Raw genomic sequence first — 18,513 nt, forward strand, 5'->3', positions numbered from 1 at the left:
CGCCCCGGCTGTTCTCCGGGCACCGGGACCCTGCGGCTCCAGGGGGGCCGGACAGCCGCAAGCCATACGGGACAGTTCCGTACGGTTCACGCCCGACCTATCAGGAGTACGCACGTGAACAGCAAGCGCCGCCGACTTCTTCTGGCCGCCATCGACCCCATGATCGAGCCCGGGGAGCAGGTTGAGGTGACGACCATCGTGAACCTGAGTTCCGTCACCGTGCGCCGGACGGCAGCGTTCGCGGCAGCCTCGGCCATCCTGAGCGGCGGTGGAATGGCCGTGATCCCGGCGCCGACCCCCATGTACCTGGCAATGACCGACCGCCGCATCTTCATCTTCCGGGCGAACCCGACGTTCGCCCGGCCCGAAGAACACCTGATGACGATCCCGCGCGCCGGTCTCGTCCGCTCGGAGATCAAGGAGCGGGTGCTCAACTCATCCTTCATCATCTCCTCGACGGACAGCGAGCAAGGACTGAAGATCATCTTCCCGCTGGTCGGCCGCAAGGAGCGGAACGTGATAGCGGCCGCCTTGCCTCTGGCCGACTGACTGCCCGGGACAGGGCGGGAGCGGAGTGACCGCCAGGACCATGTGGACAGGACCGCTCGCCACCGCACCCTTCCATGTCCGGGCATGGGCCGCTGCGACGGGCTCGATTGAGGTCAGTGCCATGGGCTCAGCACCCATTCCCCCACCGCGGAAGTATCACAAGACAGCACAGCCTCGGTGGTCCGTGGGGGGCATGCCCGGGTGCGAACGACGGAACGCGACGCCAGATGATCAAGGTTACTGACACCGAAGATCGACCTGGAGCCGCGTCCGCGTGCCATCTTCTCTGAACGCCTTCCTCGCGCGCCACTGCGAGGACGCCGCACCCTGCCCGCCCACGAACCCCGGTGAACTGGCCACGCTGGCAGAGGTGTTCGAGCGTCATCCGGACCCTCGTCGGGTACGCGGGCGCCGCTACCGGCTCGGCTCGCTGCTGGGGCTGTGCCTGGTCGCGGTGCTCGGTGGCGCCAAGTCGCTGGCGCGGATCTCCCGCTTCGCGGCCGACGCCCCACCGTGAGCGGTCCTGGGCGTCGGGACACGGCCCGCTGCCTCGGTGGCGGTCCGCCGCCGAGGCCGAGACCCTGCTGCCACCGGAAGGGACGGCCGGTCCCGCCGAACCGCTCACCAGACGTGTGGTCGGCGGCCTGATCACACGGATGGGAGCGACGCCGCCGCGCAGCCGGAAGCCGGCGACCACTTCGTGACCGACGTGCCCGTCATCGTCCGACAAACGCCCGCACGGCGGGAAGCCGTGCCGGGCGGTCGAAGAACGGCGGCGGTGCGTTTCGGCGTTGCGCCCCGCCGCCGGGACCAGCCCCGTGTGGCGGCCGGTCCCGGGGCCACCGCCTCCCACGGCGGCCCCGGAGTCGAGAGGGCCGCTCAGCCGGGGAGCGCCCACTTCTGGTTGGCGCCGGTGTGGCAGGTCCACAGGTGGAGCTTGGTGCCGTCCGCCGAGGAAGCCCCGGAAGCGCCCAGGCACTTGCCCGACGCCGGGTTCTTCAACGTTCCCTCGGTCTGCGGCACCCACTTCTGGGCGCCCGTGCCGTTGCACCCGTACAGCTGGATCTTGGTGCCGTCGGCCGTACCGGCACCGCTGACGTCCAGGCACTAGCCCAGCGCCCGCAGCGTGTCGTCCGTGCCCGCCGTCCACTTCTGCGCGGCGCTTTGGTTGCGCGTCCACAACTGGATCTGCGTCCCGTCGGCGCTCGACCCGCCTGCGGCCTCCGCGCACTTACCTCCGATGCCCCTGAGTTCTCCGCCGGGCACGGTGGCCCCGCTGGTGGTGAAGGCGAAGTCGTCGAGGTCGAAGAGCGAGCCACTGCCACCCTTGAAGACGAGGTACAGGGTGGTGGTGCCCGCCGGACGGTCGGTCAGGTCCGCGCTCACGTCCCGGAAGGTGTCCCAGCCTCCGGTCACGGGGACCGCGGCCGAGCCGAGCAGGGTGCCGGTGGGTGAGCCGGCCCGTACCTCCAGCGTGCCTCCCGCGCCGCCGGAGGAGACCCGGGCGGTCAGCTTGGTGGCGTTGCCGAGGATGTACGGGGCGAAGGAGATCCAGTCGTTGCTGTCGATGTAGCCGACGGTCTTGCCGCCGTTCGCTGCGGCCTTGTCGACGATCGTGACGCCGGCGGAGCCGCTGAAGTGCTCGGCCTGCCGCTTGCTGCCCTGGCTGATGTTCTGGTCGTGCGTGGTCAGGGCGGGCTGCCCGCCCGCCCCCTTGTCGGTGTACTCGGCGTCCCAGACGCCGAAGATGTTCGCGTTGGGGTCGTGCTCGCCGTCGGCGATGGTCTGTACGGTGCCGGAGCAGCCCGTGGCGGAGGTCTGTGGGTGGCCGTGGCTGTCGTGGCCGATGATGAAGGTGACCTTCACCTTGGAGCAGTCGATCGTGCCGTCCTCGGGGTCGGTGACGGTGACCGTGAAGGGTACGGCGGCGCCCGGGTCGATGATGGAGCCGTCGGCGGGCAGGTTGAGGGTGACGGTGGGGGCGGTGTTGCCGACGGTGATGACGACGGAGGCGGTGGCGGTGTTGCCGGTGCCGTCGGAGGCGGTCAGTTCGGCGGTGTAGCGGCCGTTGGCGGTGTAGGTGTGCGAGGGGTTCGCGGCGGCGGAGGTGGCCCCGTCACCGAACTTCCAGGCGTACGTGAGCGGGTCGCCGTCGGGGTCGGAGGTCCCGGCCGAGGAGAACGCCACCGCGAGCGGCGCCTGGCCCGAGGTGCGGTTCGCGGTGGCCTTGGCGAGCGGGGCGCGCCCGTCGGTGACGTACTCGACGCGGTAGACCGCGCTGTTGGCGTCCCCGTTGAAGTAGCCGGTGCCGTAGTCGAGGACGTACAGCGCGCCGTCCGGTCCGAAGGCCATGTCCATGACCTGGGTGCCCTGCCAGGGGAACGCGTTGATCGACTGGACGGTGCCGTCGGAGCCCTGCTCGATGCGCTTGATCCACTTGCGGCCGAACTCGCCGGCGAAGTAGTCACCGTCGAAGCTCTGCGGGAACTTGACCGGGGAGGTCGAGGCCGCGTCGTAACGGTAGACGGGCCCGCCCATGGGTGACTCGGAGCCATTGCCGAACTCGGGGACCGAGCCCCCGTCGTACGGTATCCAGGCGGGCTGGGCCGGGGGCAGGTCGGTCAGGCCGGTGTTGTTCGGCGAGGTGTTCTTCGGCGCGGCGCAGGAGAAGGCTGCGCCCGATGTGGAGGTGGCGAAGTTGTAGTCCACATAAGGGCTGTTGTCGCCGACGCAGTAGGGCCAGCCGTAGTTGCCGGCCTTGGTGATGCGGTTGAACTCGACCTGTCCGGCGGGTCCGCGCCCCGCGTTCGCCGTGCCCGCGTCGGGGCCGTAGTCGCCGAGGTAGACGGTGCCGGTGGGCTTGTCCACGCTCATCCGGAAGGGGTTGCGGAAGCCCATGGCGTAGATCTCCGGCCTGGTCCTCGCGGTTCCGGGCGCGAAGAGGTTGCCGGACGGGATGGTGTAGCTCCCGTCGGCGGCGACCTTGATCCGCAGCACCTTGCCACGCAGGTCATTGGTGTTGCCGGAGGAACGCTGCGCGTCGTATGCGGGGTTGCGGCCCGGGCGCTCGTCGATGGGGGTGTAGCCGTCGGAGGCGAAGGGGTTGCTGTCGTCGCCGGTGGAGAGGTACAGGTTGCCCTGGGCATCGAAGTCGATGTCTCCGCCGACGTGGCAGCACAGACCGCGGCTCGCAGGGACGTCGAGGACCTTCTTCTCGCTGTCGACGTCGAGCGTGCCGTCGGTTCTGAGGACGAAGCGGGAGAGCCGGTTGACGCCGTCGAAGGGGGCGAAGTCCGCCGCGGACCCGTTCGCGGGCGCGTCACCCGCGGGAGTGGTCAGCTTCGGCGCGTAGTAGAGGTAGACGAAGCGGTTGGTGGTGAACCCGGGGTCCACGCCCACGCCTTGGAGTCCCTCCTCGTCGTGCGAGTAGACGTCCAATCTTCCCGCCGCCTTTGTGGTGCCCGCGGCGTCGGTGAGGCGGAGGGTGCCGTCCCGCGAGGTGTGCAGGACGGACCGGTCGGGCAGCACGGCGAGCGTCATGGGCTCGCCGGTCTCGGCCACCCCCTTGGCGAGGGTGACCTGCTGGAACTCGTCGGCAGCAACGCTTGCCACGGGTTCGGGCGCCGCTGCGGCGGGTTTCTGTTGGGCGGTGAGCGCACCCGCTGCGGCGAGCAAGGCGCAGGCCAGCGCCGCGACGGGTCGGGAGAGTCTCCTGTGCACGTGCGTCCTCCGTGTGGTGACGGGGTGAGGTTGGAGCACAGGCGCGCGCCGTCGCGCCGCGGACATGGGTGCCCCCGGGGGAGGAGGAAGGAGCACCCGGCCCTTTGCCGTTCGGTACAGGGCAGGAAGGTAATGGCTTTTCCACGGACCAGAAAGCCCTTTGACGTACCTGGTCTCATCTTTCTCTACTGGGGGGACAAAGTTGCTGGTCGGGCTTCCGGTCGAGCTCCGCAGGTGGTAACGGAGCCGTGGCTCCGGTACCACCGCCGACCGTGGAGCCGCCCCGGTGCCGTCCGGTGGAATACCAACCTGACCTGCGGTGAAGGGAATTGGTCCAGACGGACACCTTGACGGACCTCCAGCACGCTCCTTAAATCGTTATCGCCAACTGTTGAACACTGCTTCCCCCGAGGATCCCCGGATCGCTTCATTTCGTGTTCGCACGTGACGGTTGGCGCTCCGACCTGTCATGCACGCGTCACCCGGCAAGTCCCCCGCTCTCCCCCACACCCCCACACCCCCACGAAAGCGATGTGATGCCCCGTGCGCACGCCTTGGCGCCACAGGTCCCTCACCTGGCTGGCAGCGGCCGCCGTTCTCGGTCTCGCCTCCCTCAGCCCGACCACCGTGCTGGCCGCCCCCGCCCCGACCCCGGTATCCGACGATGCCGCCCCCCTTGCGGTGACCTTCAACGAGGACTTCGACGGTCCGGCCGGTTCTGGCGTCAACAGCTCAAGGTGGCAGCTGGAGACCGGCGACAACGTCAACAACCACGAGCGGCAGTACTACACCTCGGGCACGAACAACGCCGCGCTCGACGGTCAGGGCAATCTCGTCATCACGGCGAAGAGGGAGAATCCGGCCAACTACAACTGCTGGTACGGCCGGTGCGAGTACACCTCAGCCCGGCTCAACACGGCCGGGAAGTTCACCGCCCAGTACGGGCGCGTCGAGGCCCGCATGAAGCTCCCGCGCGGCCAGGGCATCTGGCCCGCCTTCTGGATGCTCGGCAACGACATGGGCGACATCGGCTGGCCCGACGCGGGCGAGATCGACATCATGGAGAACGTCGGCTTCGAGCCGGGCACCGTACACGGCACCCTCCACGGACCGGGCTACTCCGGCTCCGGCGGCATCGGCGCGAGCTACACCCTGCCGGGTGGCGCGGCCTTCGCGGACGACTTCCACACCTTCGCCATCGACTGGAGCCCCAACTCCATCAGGTGGTCGGTGGACGGGAATGTCTACCAGACCCGCACCCCCGCCGACCTCGGCGGCCGGCAGTGGGTCTTCAACAAGCCCTTCTTCATGATCCTGAACCTCGCGGTCGGCGGCTACTGGCCCGGCGACCCCGACAGTTCCACCCGGTTCCCGCAGCAGCTCGTCGTGGATTACGTGCGAGTGAGCACCGACGACGGCACTGGCCCGCCGACCGGTACCAGGACCATCCGGGGCCTCGGCGGGAAGTGCCTCGACGTGGCGGGAGCCAGCTCCGCCAACGGCACCGCCGTGCAGCTCTATGACTGCAACGGCACCGCAGCCCAGCAGTGGGACGTACGCTCCGACGGCACCATCCGGGCCCTCGGCAAGTGCCTCGACGTGACCGGCAACAGCACCGCGAACGGGGCGCGGCTCCAACTCTGGGACTGCAGCGCCGGCCCGAACCAGCGATGGACCGTCACCGGCGCCCGCGACATCGTCAACCCACAGGCAGACAAGTGCATGGACGCCACCGGCAACTCCTCGGCCAACGGCACCCGTGCCCAGCTGTGGACCTGCACCGGGGCCGCCAACCAGAAGTGGACAGTCGCCTGAACAGCCACCGTGACCACGGTGAACGGCCTCCGCACGGGCTGACCATGGGACGCACCGCATACGCGCCCGGGACTGCGAACACGGTCCCGGGTGCGTCGTACATGAACGTGCGCCGGCCACACCCATCGGCTTGTGACCTGCGCCGGCGCGGCATCGCCTCGCCCCTCCCGCCGTCTCCATCGCTCCGATCGACTGTTGGGAGCCCTGTACCAACCGAACGTGATCCGTTGATTTCTGCTGGTCAGGCATGGTGTGGCTCGGAATGAGAGTGACCTCCGGCGTCCTGTTTCCGCTCCGCGAGCGAGGGGTGCGCGATGGCGTCGGCGCTGGGAATGCTGGAGGAGGGGGGAGACAGCGGTCCGTGTGCGGGTGGTAGGGCGACGGGAGGAAGTCACCCGGTTGGCTGAGGTGTCGGAGGCCGCCGAGATCGAGCTGGACTGGCGGGTGACCGCGCGGGAGGAACTGGTCGAGGCCCTGGCAGCCTGGGCTGCCGAGACCACCGCCGGGACCGAGGTCGAGGAGAAAGCGGTGCTGTCGCTCGCGCCCGTGCCGGGATCGACGGTGCCGCCCTGGCGGGAAGGGCTGCCGGTGACGGTTTCGGCACCGGACTATCAGCGCATTCTGGGCGTGCTGGAACGGCAGCGATCCACGGGTCACGGACCCCTTCGGGCCAAGGGGTCGCGGTGGAGCCGGGCCTTGACGCGACGTCGCCGGAGGTCGAGGGGCTGCGGTCGAAAGCCTGGCGTCTGGCGGAGCGCGGGGGGCTCCTCCTGGAGACGTCGGGGGCGTTCGGTGCCGTCCGGCGGGCCGTGGCCGCCCGAGACGCCGGTTCATCCGCGTGACCATCGACCACCGGATCATCGCCTCGCTGATGGCGGGCAGGGTCTCGTAGGCCCGGGCCAGACGGCGGGAGTTCGTCAACCACGCGAACGTGTGCTCTGCCACCCACCGCCTCGGCGGCACCACGAACCCTGCCATGTCGTCGGTGCGCTTGACGATCTCCAAGGTCGGGGCGAGTTTGTCCCGGCACCAGCCGAGGAGGGAGCCGGTGCATCCGCTGTCGGCCCACACGAGGGTGATGGCGCGGTGCAGATGGCGAAGCCGCATCAGCAGGCCCGCCGCGGCGTCCCGGTCACCGATGTTCGCAGCCGTGACCGGGACGGCCAGGAGCAGGCACACTTGGCCGGCGATCCGGTGGAGGCCGGAGTGGAGCTGGGCGAGGCCGCGGACTCCGAGCTCGCGCAGCAGGGCGTCGGCTGTGAGCACCTGGACGTCGATGCCGGTGTGGTCTCCAGGGACGACCTGGATCTCTCCCAGCTGAAGACTCCCGCAAGGTCAAGCACTCGTTCATCGACGCCCCGGATGGATGGACCTTCCCGAGGACGAGATGTGCTCGAACGAGCAGGGCAGATCAGTGCCGACACATTCCGACCACCAAGGTGCCCGGTGGCCGAGGTCCTGCGCGTCTCCGTTCCTGCGTCCTACTCCGGTGAAGGATCGGGGTAGGTACCGAAGGTCCACAGGTTGCCCTCAGGGTCCCGCACCGTGCACACGTACGCCGCCGCACCCGACCCGAACCGGGTCTCATGCGGCGCTTCGAGGACCTCGCCGCCGACGCCGACCACTCGCCGGTACACCGCGTCCACGTCATCGCTCACCACGTAGACCGCGCTGGTTCCCGCCCGCATCCGCCCGTGCACGCTGTCCGTGTGCCGGGTTGAGCCGAACACCAGCGCACCACCGCCAGTCCAGCGCAGCTCCGCGTGCCCGATTCCGCCGTACTCGTCCGGCACGGCGACCACCTGCTCGAACCCCAGCACATCGACCAGAAAGCGCAGCGCCGCCTTCGTGTCGTCGTAGTGCAGGACCGGCCATACAGAGGACATGGGGGCATCGGGCGACATGCTGCTCATCGTAGACGTCTGGCTAGCCGCTGTTTCAGTTGAGGCTGTTGGGTGGCTGAGCGGGGTTGCTCGGTGCGGTTTCGGTCGGTGGGGACTGCTGCACGGATAGGTGGCACCTGACCTGGCTTGCTGAGAGGCGGCCTGGAAGGACGTCGCAGTACCCAAGCCGTATCCGAAGGAGTTCCGCGAGGACGTCCGTGCGGGTCGCGCGTAACCGTGAGCCCCGCGTCGCACTGGAACCAATGCCCCCCAGTCGAGTACGAGACCATCATGACCCCGCCCGCAGCCCTGGCTGCATAAACCCCACTGTCACCCGATCATGCGGCAGTCCCGTCTGGCGCGCCCCCAGAAGTGACACCACCACTGGCGGTGCGCATCGTGTGGGTGCTGGTCGCAATTCCGGCGTGCGTTGTCCTTGGCGTACTCGTGCTGGTCGTGGGCGGCAGTCTGAGGTCTGGCTGTTGGTCGGGCCGCTGCGGGAGCAGCGGCCCGACCGGTTAATCGGTTGCGGACCTTCGGTAGGGCATGTCTGATCCCGGCTATGACGATTGTGCTGGGTACGCCGACTGTCGACGGGGTGCGCGAGGCCATGGCTGCGCTGCGGGAGTGGCAGTACGACGAAGCGCCGATGCAGATGCATGCCGGGGACATCGGCTGGAACTACCGGTTCGGAGCGGCCGAGACGGCCGCGGTGGTCCGGACCTGGAGTCGGGGCGGGCGGATTCTCGCGGTCGGGATGCTCGACTCGCCGACGCTGGTGCGGATGACGGTCGCTCCGGACGCATACCAGGACGAGGACTTGGCGCGGCGGCTTGTCGAGGACTTCTCGCTGCCTGAGCGCGGCGTGCTGCCGGAAGGAGCGGTGTCCGTCGAAGCTCCGCTGGGACTGCTGGTCCACGATTTGCTGAGCAAGGAGGGCTGGGGCGTCGACGAGCCGTGGACGCCGCTCTACCGCGGCCTCACCCAGCCGGTGGAGGACCCCGGCGTGCGGATCAAGCCGATCGGCCCGGAGCAGGCGCAGGACCTCGCTGACGTCCTGCGGTCGGCGTTCAACACCTCGCGGCCCACGCGCGAGTACTGGCACGCGATGTCAGCGGGACCGTTCTACGCAGACGCCCGCTGCCTGGGCGCCTATGACGACCAGGGAAGCGTGGCGGCGGTGGTGACGGTGTGGTCGGCCGGCCCGGGGAAGCCGGGGCTGGTCGAGCCGATGGGCGTCCACGAGGACCTCCGCGGTCGCGGCTACGGCCGGGCGATCACCTTGGCCGGGGCGGCCGCGCTGCAGGAGATGGGCTCGTCGAGCGTACGTGTATGCACGCCGAGTTCCAATGTCGGCGGCGTCGCCACGTACAAGGCAGCCGGGTTCGAAGTATGGCCGGAGGTGCGGGACCGGATCCGGACGGCCTGACGCCGGGGCTGCTCGCTTGGGCGGCAGTCTGGGGCATGGACGTCCGGCAGGTGCGGGTTTCCAGTTTCTCATCCGCCCTCTCGGATTGCGGTTGTACACCCCGGCGCATGGCGGACCCCGAGGTGCCTGAGCGGATCACCACGCGCCGCGCAGAGCTGGATGAACTCGAAGGGCAGTCGGCCAAACAGCTGTCCGAGGTGCGGGCCGAACGGGAAGAGCCGGCCGTGGCAGTGCGGGCGTGGCGGTGCGGGTGTTGAAGTGCGGGCGTGGCAGCGGATGAGCGAGCAGCTCGCTGACGAGCGGGAACGGCCGGGGCGGTGCGGCCGGCCCTGGACCGGGTGTCAGGGGTGGCCGAGGCCGCGCTGCCCGCGGACTACCAACGCGTCCTGGTCGCCGTACGGCAGGCCGGCGGGCCGGTCGCCCCTCGGGCCGTCGGTGAGGCGTTGGGTCAGGACACGGAGGTGCGGGACAAGCTGGAGCCGCTGCGCGGGACGTTGGCCAAGCTGGCCGATCGCGACTCAATGCACCAACGAGGTGAAGGCGAGTACACCTTGCGCCCGTAGGCTCGCTGATACGCACCCGCCGCCGCACCGGAGACGCGAACCGGAAAAGCTACTCCGGTAAAAGCACATGCCCAGGGACTACTCGGATCGCACTCACCGACGATCGTGGCCGACTGCTCTGGCTCTCCGCAGCCCGGCCGGGGCGCAGCTCGGAGATCACCGCCTGTCGGCACGACGACCTCACCGCCCATCTTCGCGCGACCGGCCTCGGCGCCATCGTCGACCTGGGCTTCATCGGCCTCGACCACAACGACGCCCCGGACGCGGACCGGCCGTGATCACCGGCCACGAGGCCGCCCGCAACCGGCCCCTGACCACCGGCCAGAAGCTGTCGAGCACCGTGCTGGCCGCAGTCCGAGCCCCGGGCAAGCACGGCTTCGCCCACCTGTAGAACCGGCGCGTCCTCACCCAGCTCCGCACCGACCCGAAGTCGGCGACCGCCCCGGTCAGGGCCCTGCTGGTGCTGACCAACCGTGAACTGGCCACGGCCTCGGTGATGCCGTGGGCGGCACCGCCCTCCAACTTCGCTGGGACTCGGACGCGTCGCCGAACGCACTCGTCACGAACCCCCTTCGCCTTTGCACCGTGGACTCGCTGCACCCAGCCGACGCTACTCACCAGCCCCAGACGTCGTATGTGACATCCGCTCCCACCCGCAGGAGTGATCCGCGCTGTCCCCCTCTCGCAAACGACGGTCTATGAGAGCGGTCTCTACCGGGTCGTCAAGCGCGGTCTCCTTCAGGGCGACTGCGGTCGCCGCAGCCCTTGGAGGAGCAGGTCGATCAATCGGCGGGGGTCGTAGCGGGGGTCGCTGTCGTGCCCGATGCAGAGGTTTCCGATGCCGCGCATCAGTTCGTAGGCGTGCGTGCCGGGATTGATCTCGTCGGCGTCGGCTGCGGCATCGAGCAGTTGCGTGCAGACGGGCACCAGGCGGTCGAGGAAATAGGCGTGGAGTGCGTCGAAGCCGCCGCTGTCCGATTGCAGCGCACCCGCGAGTCCGTGCTTGGTGACCAGGAAGTCGACGAAGAGGTCGACCCATTGGCGGAGCGCCGCGAGCGGGGAGTCGGCACTGGCGAGCAGGTTCGGACCGGCCTCGGCACAGGCCTCGACCTGGTGGCGGTAGACGGCGATGACGAGATCCGCGCGCGTCGGGAAGTGGCGGTAGATCGTTCCCATCCCGACACCCGCTCTGGCCGCGATCTCCCGGATGGGCGCGTCGACGCCGGAGCTGACGAACACCTCGGCGGCGGCTTCGAGCAGCGTCTGCTGGTTGCGCACCGCGTCGGCCCGCTTGCTGCGCGCCGACACCCCCCTGGACTGGCCTGTAGTGGGCACCACGTTCTCCTTCCTGCCGCCATTGACAATACGGAACGCTGTTCCGTATATTAAACGGAACGATGCTCCGCTTAAGGATAGCTGAGAGCAGGGCACCCCTGCCCCCCGTCTCGCCCGCCGCCCGGCTGCATGAGCCGACGCGGCGGAGGCCATCGAAGGGAAAATGCGCGTTATGAGTGAATCGACTTGCATGGCCGACACATTCAGCTCGCCCACCCCAGTCCTCTCGGTCAGTCCGGTCGTACTGCCGACCCCCGGCCGAGCCGTGGACCTTCAAGTGCGCGTCTCCGCCCCGGTAAGCGGGACCGAGCTGCCAGTCATCCTCCTCTCGCACGGCCTCGGCTTCTCGAACAGTCTCTCCTCGCTGAACGGCTATGCCCCCCTCGCCAACTTCTGGGCAGCACACGGCTTTGTCGTCATCCAGCCCACCCACCTGGACTCCAGGACACTGAGCCTGAATCCCGACACCCCCGGCGCTCCCCCGCACTGGCGCTCACGAGCCGATGACATGACGCGCATCCTCGACCAGCTCGACGTGATCGAGGCCGCCGTCCCCCAGCTCGCCGGGCGCCTGGACCGGAGCAAGGTCGCCGTGGCCGGGCACTCGATGGGTGGGCACACCGCGAGCCTGCTCCTGGGCACCCGGCTCACCGATCCCCACGACGGAACGGAAGTGAACCTGGTCGAGCCCCGGATCAAGGCGGGTGTGCTGCTGGCCGCGCCCGGCCGGGGCGGCGACGCCCTCACCGAGTTCACCGTCGAGAACTACTCGTTCTTCCTGACCACGGACTTCTCCGAGATGACCACGCCCGCGCTCGTGGTCGTCGGCGACAAGGACGACTCCGCTTTCCTGACGGTCCAGGGCCCGGACTGGCACGCCGATCCCTACGTCCTGGCCCCGGGCCCCAAGTCCCTGCTCACCCTGTTCGACGCGGAGCACGGGCTCGGCGGGGTCTCCGGATACGACGTCGCCGAGACCACGGACGAGAACCCCGAGCGAGTCGCCGCGATCGGACGGCTCACCTGGGCCTACCTCCGCACCCAGCTGTATCCGGCCGACTCCGCCTGGCAGGCGGCGCGTGACGCACTGACGGCCGACCCCAACCCGCTCGGACGAATCGAATCCAAGTAAAGCCAACACCACTCCCGCGACGCTGCCGGGGCCCGGGGCCGCCGGTCAGCTGACCTCTCTCCCCCCCCCGGTGGGCCTGGGCCCTCTCCGTGATCAAGCCGCCTGGCCGCAGCCGTCCGTGCCGGGCGGACCGTCGCACGATCTCGGCGATGTCCGGGGCGTTGTGGAAGATCACCGCGTTCGCGAGCAGCACGTTGAATTTCGCGGCCCCCTCCTGCTCGAAGGGGTCGTTGTCGGTGATGACACCGCCGTCGCCGGACCCGATCCGCTGGGAGAAGCCGTTGAACGCCTTGGCCTTGTCGGTCGCTGCGGTCAACCGTCGCCGTAGCGGAGCGTCGGAGAGGTAGCGCAGCAACTGGACGGTTCGGATGACGCGGCCGACCTCGCGTAAGGCGGTACAGGTGACGCTCTCGCGGGAGCCCGCGCGCGGGCGACGCAGCAGCAGAGTGGAGGAGATGGCGCCCTCCCGTACGGAGACCGCCACCCGCGTCAGCTGCCGGAACTGGGACTCCATCGGGTCGAAGTCGATGACGTTGCGGCCGCTCTTGCCGAACACGGCATCGATATGGGCGTACTCGGTCTGCTTCGCAGGCCGGTAGAGGCTGAGGTCCTGCCAGTTCCCGGTCCTGGGCATCAGGCCGAAGCCCGGCAGGTGGGCCAGCGCGAAGACCGGGAACGACTGCTCCTGCGTATCCGCGTGCACGGTGCTCGGCTTCAGCTCGGAGGTGTTCTTGAGCAGGCCCTCGATGATGTAGGCGGCCTCTCGTACCCGCACGGGATGACGTGCGTGAACAGCGCCACGTACGTGTCCGAGATGCCGTGGTAGGCGATGCCGCCCGGCTTGCCGTGGCGCATGGTCGTCTCGGACAGCAGGTTGTTTGAGGTAGGTGTCCATGCGCGTGCCGTCCGACGCGACCGTCGAGCCGTCGCTACACGCCTGGGCCACTTGGCATCATCTGCGGCCAGACCGGTGACATCGGCAGCGGGCCTGGACCGAGGTCTCCTCGTCGCTGGAGATCACGTACTCGTCCGGGCCGAGGGGCTCACCCTCGTAGGTGCGGACGTAGAGGTCAAGGATGCGCTGGGCCTTGGCGCGGAAGTCCCGGTCCCGGATGAAGATCCAGGACTGGTACTGCCAGGGCTTGAGCGCGTCCTGGCGAAGCCAGCGGCGCACGGTGGACGCCGAGACGGTGTCGGTGACGCCGCGCGCGGTCAGTTCGGCGGCCAGGTCCGGGCACGACCAGCGCGCCAGCGGCACCCCGGTCTCGGCCGGGAGCTGGCAGGCCAGGACCTCGGCCGTCAGGGCTATGCGGCGGGCGGCAGGAACTGGCGCAGCAGACAGGCCGATCAGCAGAAGTGGATCACAGCGCCATGGGGATCTTACTCATGCGGCTCCCTGGTGGAGTGCGTCCAAAGCGGTGAGTTCGTCCTCGGACAGGCGCAGGGAGCCGACAGCCACGTTCTGGGCGAGGTGGTCGAGGTCGCCGGTGCCGGGGATGGCCAGAACGTGGGAGCCCTGGTGCAGGGTCCACGCCAGCCGGATCTGGGCCGTGCTCACGCCGTGGGCGCGGGCGATGGCGACCACCTGCGAGTTGGTGTCGGTGGTCGCGCCGCCTTCGCGTCCGGTGCCGGCGATCGAATAGAACGGCACGAACGCGATGCGCTGTTCGCCGCAGAGGTTCAGGAACTCCTTCTGCTCGGGTGATGCGCCGATGCCGTACATGTTCTGGACGCAGACCACGGGCGCGATGGCCTGGGCCTCGGCGAGGTGGTGGGGGCGGATGTTGGACAGGCCCAGGTGACGGATGAGTCCGGCCTCGCGCAGTTCGGCGAGTGCGCCGAAGCGTTCGGCGATCGAGTCGGTGCCGACGATGCGCAGGTTCACCACGTCGAGGTGGTCGCGGCCGAGCTGGCGCAGGTTCTCCTCGACCTGGCCGCGCAGTTTCTCGGGGGTGGCATGCGGCAGCCACTGGCCTGAGGGATCGCGGCCCGGTCCGACCTTGGTGGTGATGACGAGGTCGTCTCCGTAGGGGGCCAAGGCGCGGTTGATCAGCTCGTTGGCGGAGCGCAGCGGCGAGAAGTAGAACGCGGCGGTGTCGATGTGGTTCACGCCGAGCTCGACCGCACGGCGCAGCACATGGATCGCCTGGTCACGGTCGCGGGAGACGGCGTTGGGCGCGAACGCCTCGCCGTGCTGGGGCAAACGCATCGCGCCGAAACCGATTCGGTGGACCGTCAGGTCGCCGAGTCTCCAGGTGCCCGATGTCGCTGCGGTGATCGTCTGTGAGGTCATGGCGGGATGATCTCCACTCGGTAGGCTGGCCCGCCATTCATTCACACATACCTGAATCCATTGAGGAGTGGTCGTCCTGGCAGAGTTGGCGTTCTCGACGAGCGATCTGGCGCAGGTGCGGTTTACCGTCTCGCCGATGTGGGAGGTCGCGCCCAGCTTCCGGCTGCTGACATCCGCCGCCGCACATCCAGTCCACCGGGCCTGGGCGGACCAGGTGCGCCCGCGCCTGGTGGCCGCCGGGCTGGACCGGGGCTGGCTGGCCGAGTTGATCCCGCCCACCGGCGACTACGTCCCCGACTTCCTCAACCCGGCCCCCGCCGGACCGGCCCCCAGGCCGGCGGCAGAGTGGGATGCGATCCTCGCCTCACACGCCGACCGGGTACGCCAGGACCTCGACCACCTGGCCCGCCACCAGGGGTATCTCGGCCCCCGGCTACGGACCCTGCGGGCAGACCCGCAGACCCGCCTGGCCAAGGTCGCAGAAGAGATCGCAGCGTACTGGGAACTGGCACTCGCCCCCTACTGGGCACGAATCCAGGCGGTGTTGGACACAGACATCCTCTACCGGGCCCGCATGATCGCCGAGCACGGCGCGGGCCGTCTCTTCAACGACCTGCACACCTCCGTGAGCTGGGACGACAACGGGCTACGGCTGGCCCGCCGAAAGCAGCCGCTGACCCGTAACACGGCAGGCGCAGGACTGCTGTTGATCCCCTCGGCCTTCACTGGTCCAGGACTGCGCACCCGGACGACGCCTCCGGACCCGCCTCAGCTCGCCTATCCCGCGCGCGGTGTCGGCTCACTGTGGAAGACGCGGCCCGCGCCCCGGGCCGACGCTCTCGCCGCTGTACTGGGCCGCTCGCGGACTCTGCTGCTGATCGAACTGGAGACACCGGCCTCCACCACGCAGTTGGCCCACCGCACCGGGCTGTCCCCGGCCGGGGTATCCCAATACCTCACCGCGCTACGCAACGCGGGCCTGGTCAGCGCCCACCGCGCCGGCCGCTCCGTCCTCTACGCCCGCACCACCACCGCCGAGACTCTCCTTCAAACTGCCTCCGGCTGAGGCTCCGAAAGTCCACCCCCGAAGGACTTCCGGGGCCGACCGCCAAGGTTCCCGGCCGGGAGTTCCGGTGCGCCGCGGGGCGGTCTCGCCTCCTTCACCACCGAGGTGGCCGTGCTACTCCGCGCGGTCCCTTCCGGCGCCTGGCTGGACTGGGCGGATGGCGTCGTTCCGGACCACTCCTGTGGCACGTCTCCGGCCGTCGACAGGCCACAAATGCCCTGGGTGTCGGCCCCGGCGCCGACAGAGCCGAGCTGATGCGGTACAAGTCGCCTGCGCGCGCAAGACATCACCCAGATCCCCGTCGCCCCGCGAACCAGCCGGTCCACCGTCGACCGGATCAGCCCCCGGTGGTACGTGCAGAACGCCCACCCACTCCGCACGTGCCCCATGCGCTGCGAGCGACCTCACCCCATGGCGGAAGTCCCTGACGAGAATCCATCACAGAGTCGGGCCACACGCCGGTTACGCGGTTCGACGGCGGGGGCCGATGTGTTCGCAGGGCCCGGGTCTGATCGTCGTACAACCCTGGGTCTTTCTTGATCGTCTTACCACTGCCGGTGGCGTACCAGCCACCAGGCGGGAGTGCACAGTGCCCAGTTACTGGAGAACCATGAGACCCGTCACCATCCACCCCTTCGTACGCCTCGGCGCCAGTGTCGTCGCCACCGCCGGAATCCTGCTGGCCGGCTTGTCCGCACCGGCGTCCGCCACGGAGTCCGACCAGCTGTGGATCGAGGCGCCGTACGAGACCAGCCTGCAGACAGGCGCCGAGACCGGCACCCCGGTCGATGTCGGCCTCTACCACGACAACGACAACTTCACCGTCACGGACGGGCGTCTCACCGTCGACGTCTCCGGCATCGCCGACGTGGGCGAGGTGACCTGGCCCGAGAACTGCGTACCGAGCGGGACGACCGCCGTGTGCACTGTCGCTCAGGTGCCCACGATCGGTCCGGAGTACAGCCCTCAGGTACGGCTCGATGTCCGTGCCGCCGACGGTGTCGAAGCAGGTGCCCAGGGCCGTATCACCTACGCCGCGACCGCGACGGGCGGGCCGGAGGGATCGTTGGAAGCACCCCTGGACTCCTTCGAGACGACGCTCACCGTTACCTCCGGCCCGGATCTCGTCCTGGGCGGGGTCACCCCCATCGAGAACACCGCACCGGGCACCGTCCACACGGTCCCGCTCTCGGTGACCAACAAGGGCAAGGAGCCCGCCCAGGGCTTCACCCTGGACATGACCGCCTCGTACGGGATCGGATTCGGCTCCCGCCACGACGCGTGCGCCTACACGCAGACGGGCGGTGACTACGCCCCCATGGCCCGCGCCCAGTGCGCCTTCGACCAGGTGCTCCAGCCCGGTGACACCGTCACCCTGCCCCAGCCGCTGAAGATCTCCGTCGCGGGCCACGCGCTCAAGGAGCGCCTCGACATCAGCGTCCAGCCCGGAGGCGGTGCCCCCGACTCCGACGAACAGGACAACTACGAGTCCCTCACCGTGAACGTGCCCAACACCGCCGACTTCGCCGTGCGCGGCTCCCGGGTCAGTGGTGCCGCCGGGGACACCGTCAAGGCCGCCCTCACCTTCCGTAACAAGGGGCCGGGCTGGGTCGGCAACCTCGGTTCCGGTGACTCGGTCGCCCTCGTCGACTTCACGGTTCCCGAAGGCGTCACCGTCACCCGCGCGCCCACAGCGTGCCAGCCCCGCACGGAGGCCGGCGGTTCCCGGACGGGCCGCGTCGGCGCTCCCCGCTACATCTGCGAAATGCCGTACTGGGTGCTGGAGAACACCGTCCGCACCTTCCGCTTCGATCTCCGCATCGACACCGTCATCCCCGACACCAAGGGCCGCGTGAGCCTCCAGCCGGTGATCACGGGCACCGGCTTCCCGCACGATCCCAAGCCCGGCAACAACAAGGGCTGGGTGACCGTCAACCCGACCCCCACCGCGTAGCAGCCGATACCCGGTGAGGGAACCCCCGCCCCACCCACCCCGGAACGCCCACCTGGGCCTCCAGTCCGCCGGACGGGTGGGGTGGGGTGGAGGTCCGTGAGGGGGCGGCGGGGCGGCCCGTCGCTCAGCTGCGGGGAGCAGCTGATCACCGTCAGCCCGGCACCGCTCACGCTCCCCCGGAGGCCGGGCCGGGGATCCGAGCGCACCATGGAAGTGAGACCCGCGGAAGGCCGATCATGGACCCGGCACAGCGTCGCTGGGGTGGCGAGCCTGAGCCCGAACCGCCTACCCCCCACTGGGAACAAGGCGCTCGTCCAGGCGGCCCGGCAGCTCCGGGAGCAGCCCCGCCCAGCCGGAGGAAGCACCGCGTCTTCTTCTGGTGCTTCCTGGCCGTCCAGATCCTCTTCATCGTCTGGATCGTCACCGGTATCGCCGCGGTCAGCGGAACACCGGCCGAATGCCAAGGACTCACCGGCAACGACCTGCAACTCTGCAAGGACGCCCGGGACGTCGGTGCCGCCATCGGCGTCGGGTTCATCGTCGGACTCTGGGTAGCCGTGGACTTCATCCTCGCCCTCACCTACTCCATCCACCGGCTGACCCGCCGGTAGCCCCACGTCATCGGCTCGCTGCAAGGCAGCACGGGCAGCCCCTTCCGCAGTCCCCATCGCACCGCGGCCTGATGTGGCCTGCCCCGTCCTGCCCTGCGGAGGCTGACGTCCCTGACCGCGTCGCGCACCGCCGCCACCCGCACGACCGCCCGGGACGGTCGGC

15 protein-coding genes and 2 pseudogenes are annotated in these 18,513 nt (G+C 69.4%); 10 read left to right on the forward strand and 7 right to left on the reverse strand.

The genetic code is table 11. The features are described 5' to 3' along the window. The first annotated feature begins 114 nt into the window (after positions 1–114). Both RI138_RS00195 and RI138_RS00200 read left to right on the forward strand, forming a co-directional pair. Positions 115–549, forward strand: coding sequence for a hypothetical protein (locus tag RI138_RS00195; RefSeq protein ID WP_311118208.1), 435 nt, complete (start codon positions 115–117; stop codon positions 547–549). A gap of 274 nt (positions 550–823) precedes the next feature. Then, complete coding sequence (locus tag RI138_RS00200; RefSeq protein ID WP_311118209.1) at positions 824–1,066, forward strand: transposase family protein; 243 nt, start codon at positions 824–826, stop codon at positions 1,064–1,066. Between the two features lie 362 nt (positions 1,067–1,428). Here the strand turns inward: RI138_RS00200 and RI138_RS00205 are convergent. Next, a pseudogene (locus tag RI138_RS00205) lies at positions 1,429–4,269 on the reverse strand (PQQ-dependent sugar dehydrogenase). Positions 4,270–4,812: 543 nt separating this feature from the next. On the opposite strand from RI138_RS00205, the gene RI138_RS00210 reads away from it, so the two are divergent. Next, positions 4,813–6,084, forward strand: a complete 1,272-nt coding sequence (locus tag RI138_RS00210; protein ID WP_311118210.1) for a lectin — start codon at positions 4,813–4,815, stop codon at positions 6,082–6,084. A gap of 855 nt (positions 6,085–6,939) precedes the next feature. Here RI138_RS00210 and RI138_RS00215 read toward each other — a convergent pair. Both RI138_RS00215 and RI138_RS00220 read right to left on the reverse strand, forming a co-directional pair. Beyond that, positions 6,940–7,350, reverse strand: a pseudogene (locus RI138_RS00215) (transposase); the annotation flags it as partial. A 215-nt stretch (positions 7,351–7,565) separates the two neighbouring features. After that, positions 7,566–7,970, reverse strand: a complete 405-nt coding sequence (locus RI138_RS00220) for a VOC family protein (RefSeq protein ID WP_311118211.1) — start codon at positions 7,968–7,970, stop codon at positions 7,566–7,568. Positions 7,971–8,529: 559 nt separating this feature from the next. Here RI138_RS00220 and RI138_RS00225 point away from each other — a divergent pair. The 3 genes from RI138_RS00225 to RI138_RS00235 all read left to right on the forward strand — a co-directional run bounded on the left by RI138_RS00225 (position 8,530) and on the right by RI138_RS00235 (position 9,959). Beyond that, the gene (locus RI138_RS00225; protein WP_311118212.1) at positions 8,530–9,396 is read left to right on the forward strand and encodes a GNAT family N-acetyltransferase; all 867 of its coding nucleotides are present in this window, start codon (positions 8,530–8,532) and stop codon (positions 9,394–9,396) included. A 107-nt stretch (positions 9,397–9,503) separates the two neighbouring features. Beyond that, the gene (locus RI138_RS00230; RefSeq protein WP_311118213.1) at positions 9,504–9,653 is read left to right on the forward strand and encodes a hypothetical protein; all 150 of its coding nucleotides are present in this window, start codon (positions 9,504–9,506) and stop codon (positions 9,651–9,653) included. A 60-nt stretch (positions 9,654–9,713) separates the two neighbouring features. Then, a complete protein-coding gene (locus RI138_RS00235; protein ID WP_311118214.1) occupies positions 9,714–9,959 on the forward strand; it encodes a hypothetical protein in 246 nt (81 codons plus the stop codon). 738 nt (positions 9,960–10,697) lie between these two features. Here the strand turns inward: RI138_RS00235 and RI138_RS00240 are convergent. Continuing rightward, positions 10,698–11,294, reverse strand: a complete 597-nt coding sequence (locus tag RI138_RS00240) for a TetR/AcrR family transcriptional regulator (RefSeq protein ID WP_311118215.1) — start codon at positions 11,292–11,294, stop codon at positions 10,698–10,700. Positions 11,295–11,466: 172 nt separating this feature from the next. Between RI138_RS00240 and RI138_RS00245 the strand changes: the two genes are divergently transcribed. Beyond that, positions 11,467–12,426 (forward strand): alpha/beta hydrolase family protein, encoded by a 960-nt coding sequence (locus RI138_RS00245; protein WP_311118216.1) that lies wholly within the window; start codon positions 11,467–11,469, stop codon positions 12,424–12,426. Here RI138_RS00245 and RI138_RS00250 read toward each other — a convergent pair. From RI138_RS00250 to RI138_RS00260, 3 genes are all read right to left on the reverse strand, one after another. Further along, entirely contained in the window at positions 12,314–13,372 is a 1,059-nt protein-coding gene (locus RI138_RS00250; protein WP_311118217.1) for a Tn3 family transposase, read from the reverse strand. The genes RI138_RS00245 and RI138_RS00250 overlap by 113 nt on opposite strands. Positions 13,373–13,378: 6 nt before the next feature. Further along, positions 13,379–13,684 carry a hypothetical protein gene (locus RI138_RS00255; protein ID WP_311118218.1) on the reverse strand — a complete coding sequence of 102 codons (306 nt, stop codon included), beginning with the start codon at positions 13,682–13,684 and terminating at the stop codon, positions 13,379–13,381. Positions 13,685–13,810: 126 nt separating this feature from the next. Further along, a complete protein-coding gene (locus RI138_RS00260; RefSeq protein ID WP_311118219.1) occupies positions 13,811–14,719 on the reverse strand; it encodes an aldo/keto reductase in 909 nt (302 codons plus the stop codon). 67 nt (positions 14,720–14,786) lie between these two features. On the opposite strand from RI138_RS00260, the gene RI138_RS00265 reads away from it, so the two are divergent. The 3 genes from RI138_RS00265 to RI138_RS00275 all read left to right on the forward strand — a co-directional run bounded on the left by RI138_RS00265 (position 14,787) and on the right by RI138_RS00275 (position 18,350). Then, entirely contained in the window at positions 14,787–15,785 is a 999-nt protein-coding gene (locus tag RI138_RS00265; RefSeq protein ID WP_311118220.1) for an ArsR/SmtB family transcription factor, read from the forward strand. Between the two features lie 610 nt (positions 15,786–16,395). After that, the gene (locus RI138_RS00270) at positions 16,396–17,739 is read left to right on the forward strand and encodes a COG1361 family protein (protein ID WP_311118221.1); all 1,344 of its coding nucleotides are present in this window, start codon (positions 16,396–16,398) and stop codon (positions 17,737–17,739) included. 236 nt (positions 17,740–17,975) lie between these two features. Beyond that, a complete protein-coding gene (locus tag RI138_RS00275; RefSeq protein ID WP_311118222.1) occupies positions 17,976–18,350 on the forward strand; it encodes a hypothetical protein in 375 nt (124 codons plus the stop codon). The last annotated feature ends 163 nt before the right edge of the window (positions 18,351–18,513 follow it).

The sequence above is a fragment of the Streptomyces durocortorensis genome, from assembly GCF_031760065.1.
Taxonomy (GTDB): domain Bacteria; phylum Actinomycetota; class Actinomycetes; order Streptomycetales; family Streptomycetaceae; genus Streptomyces.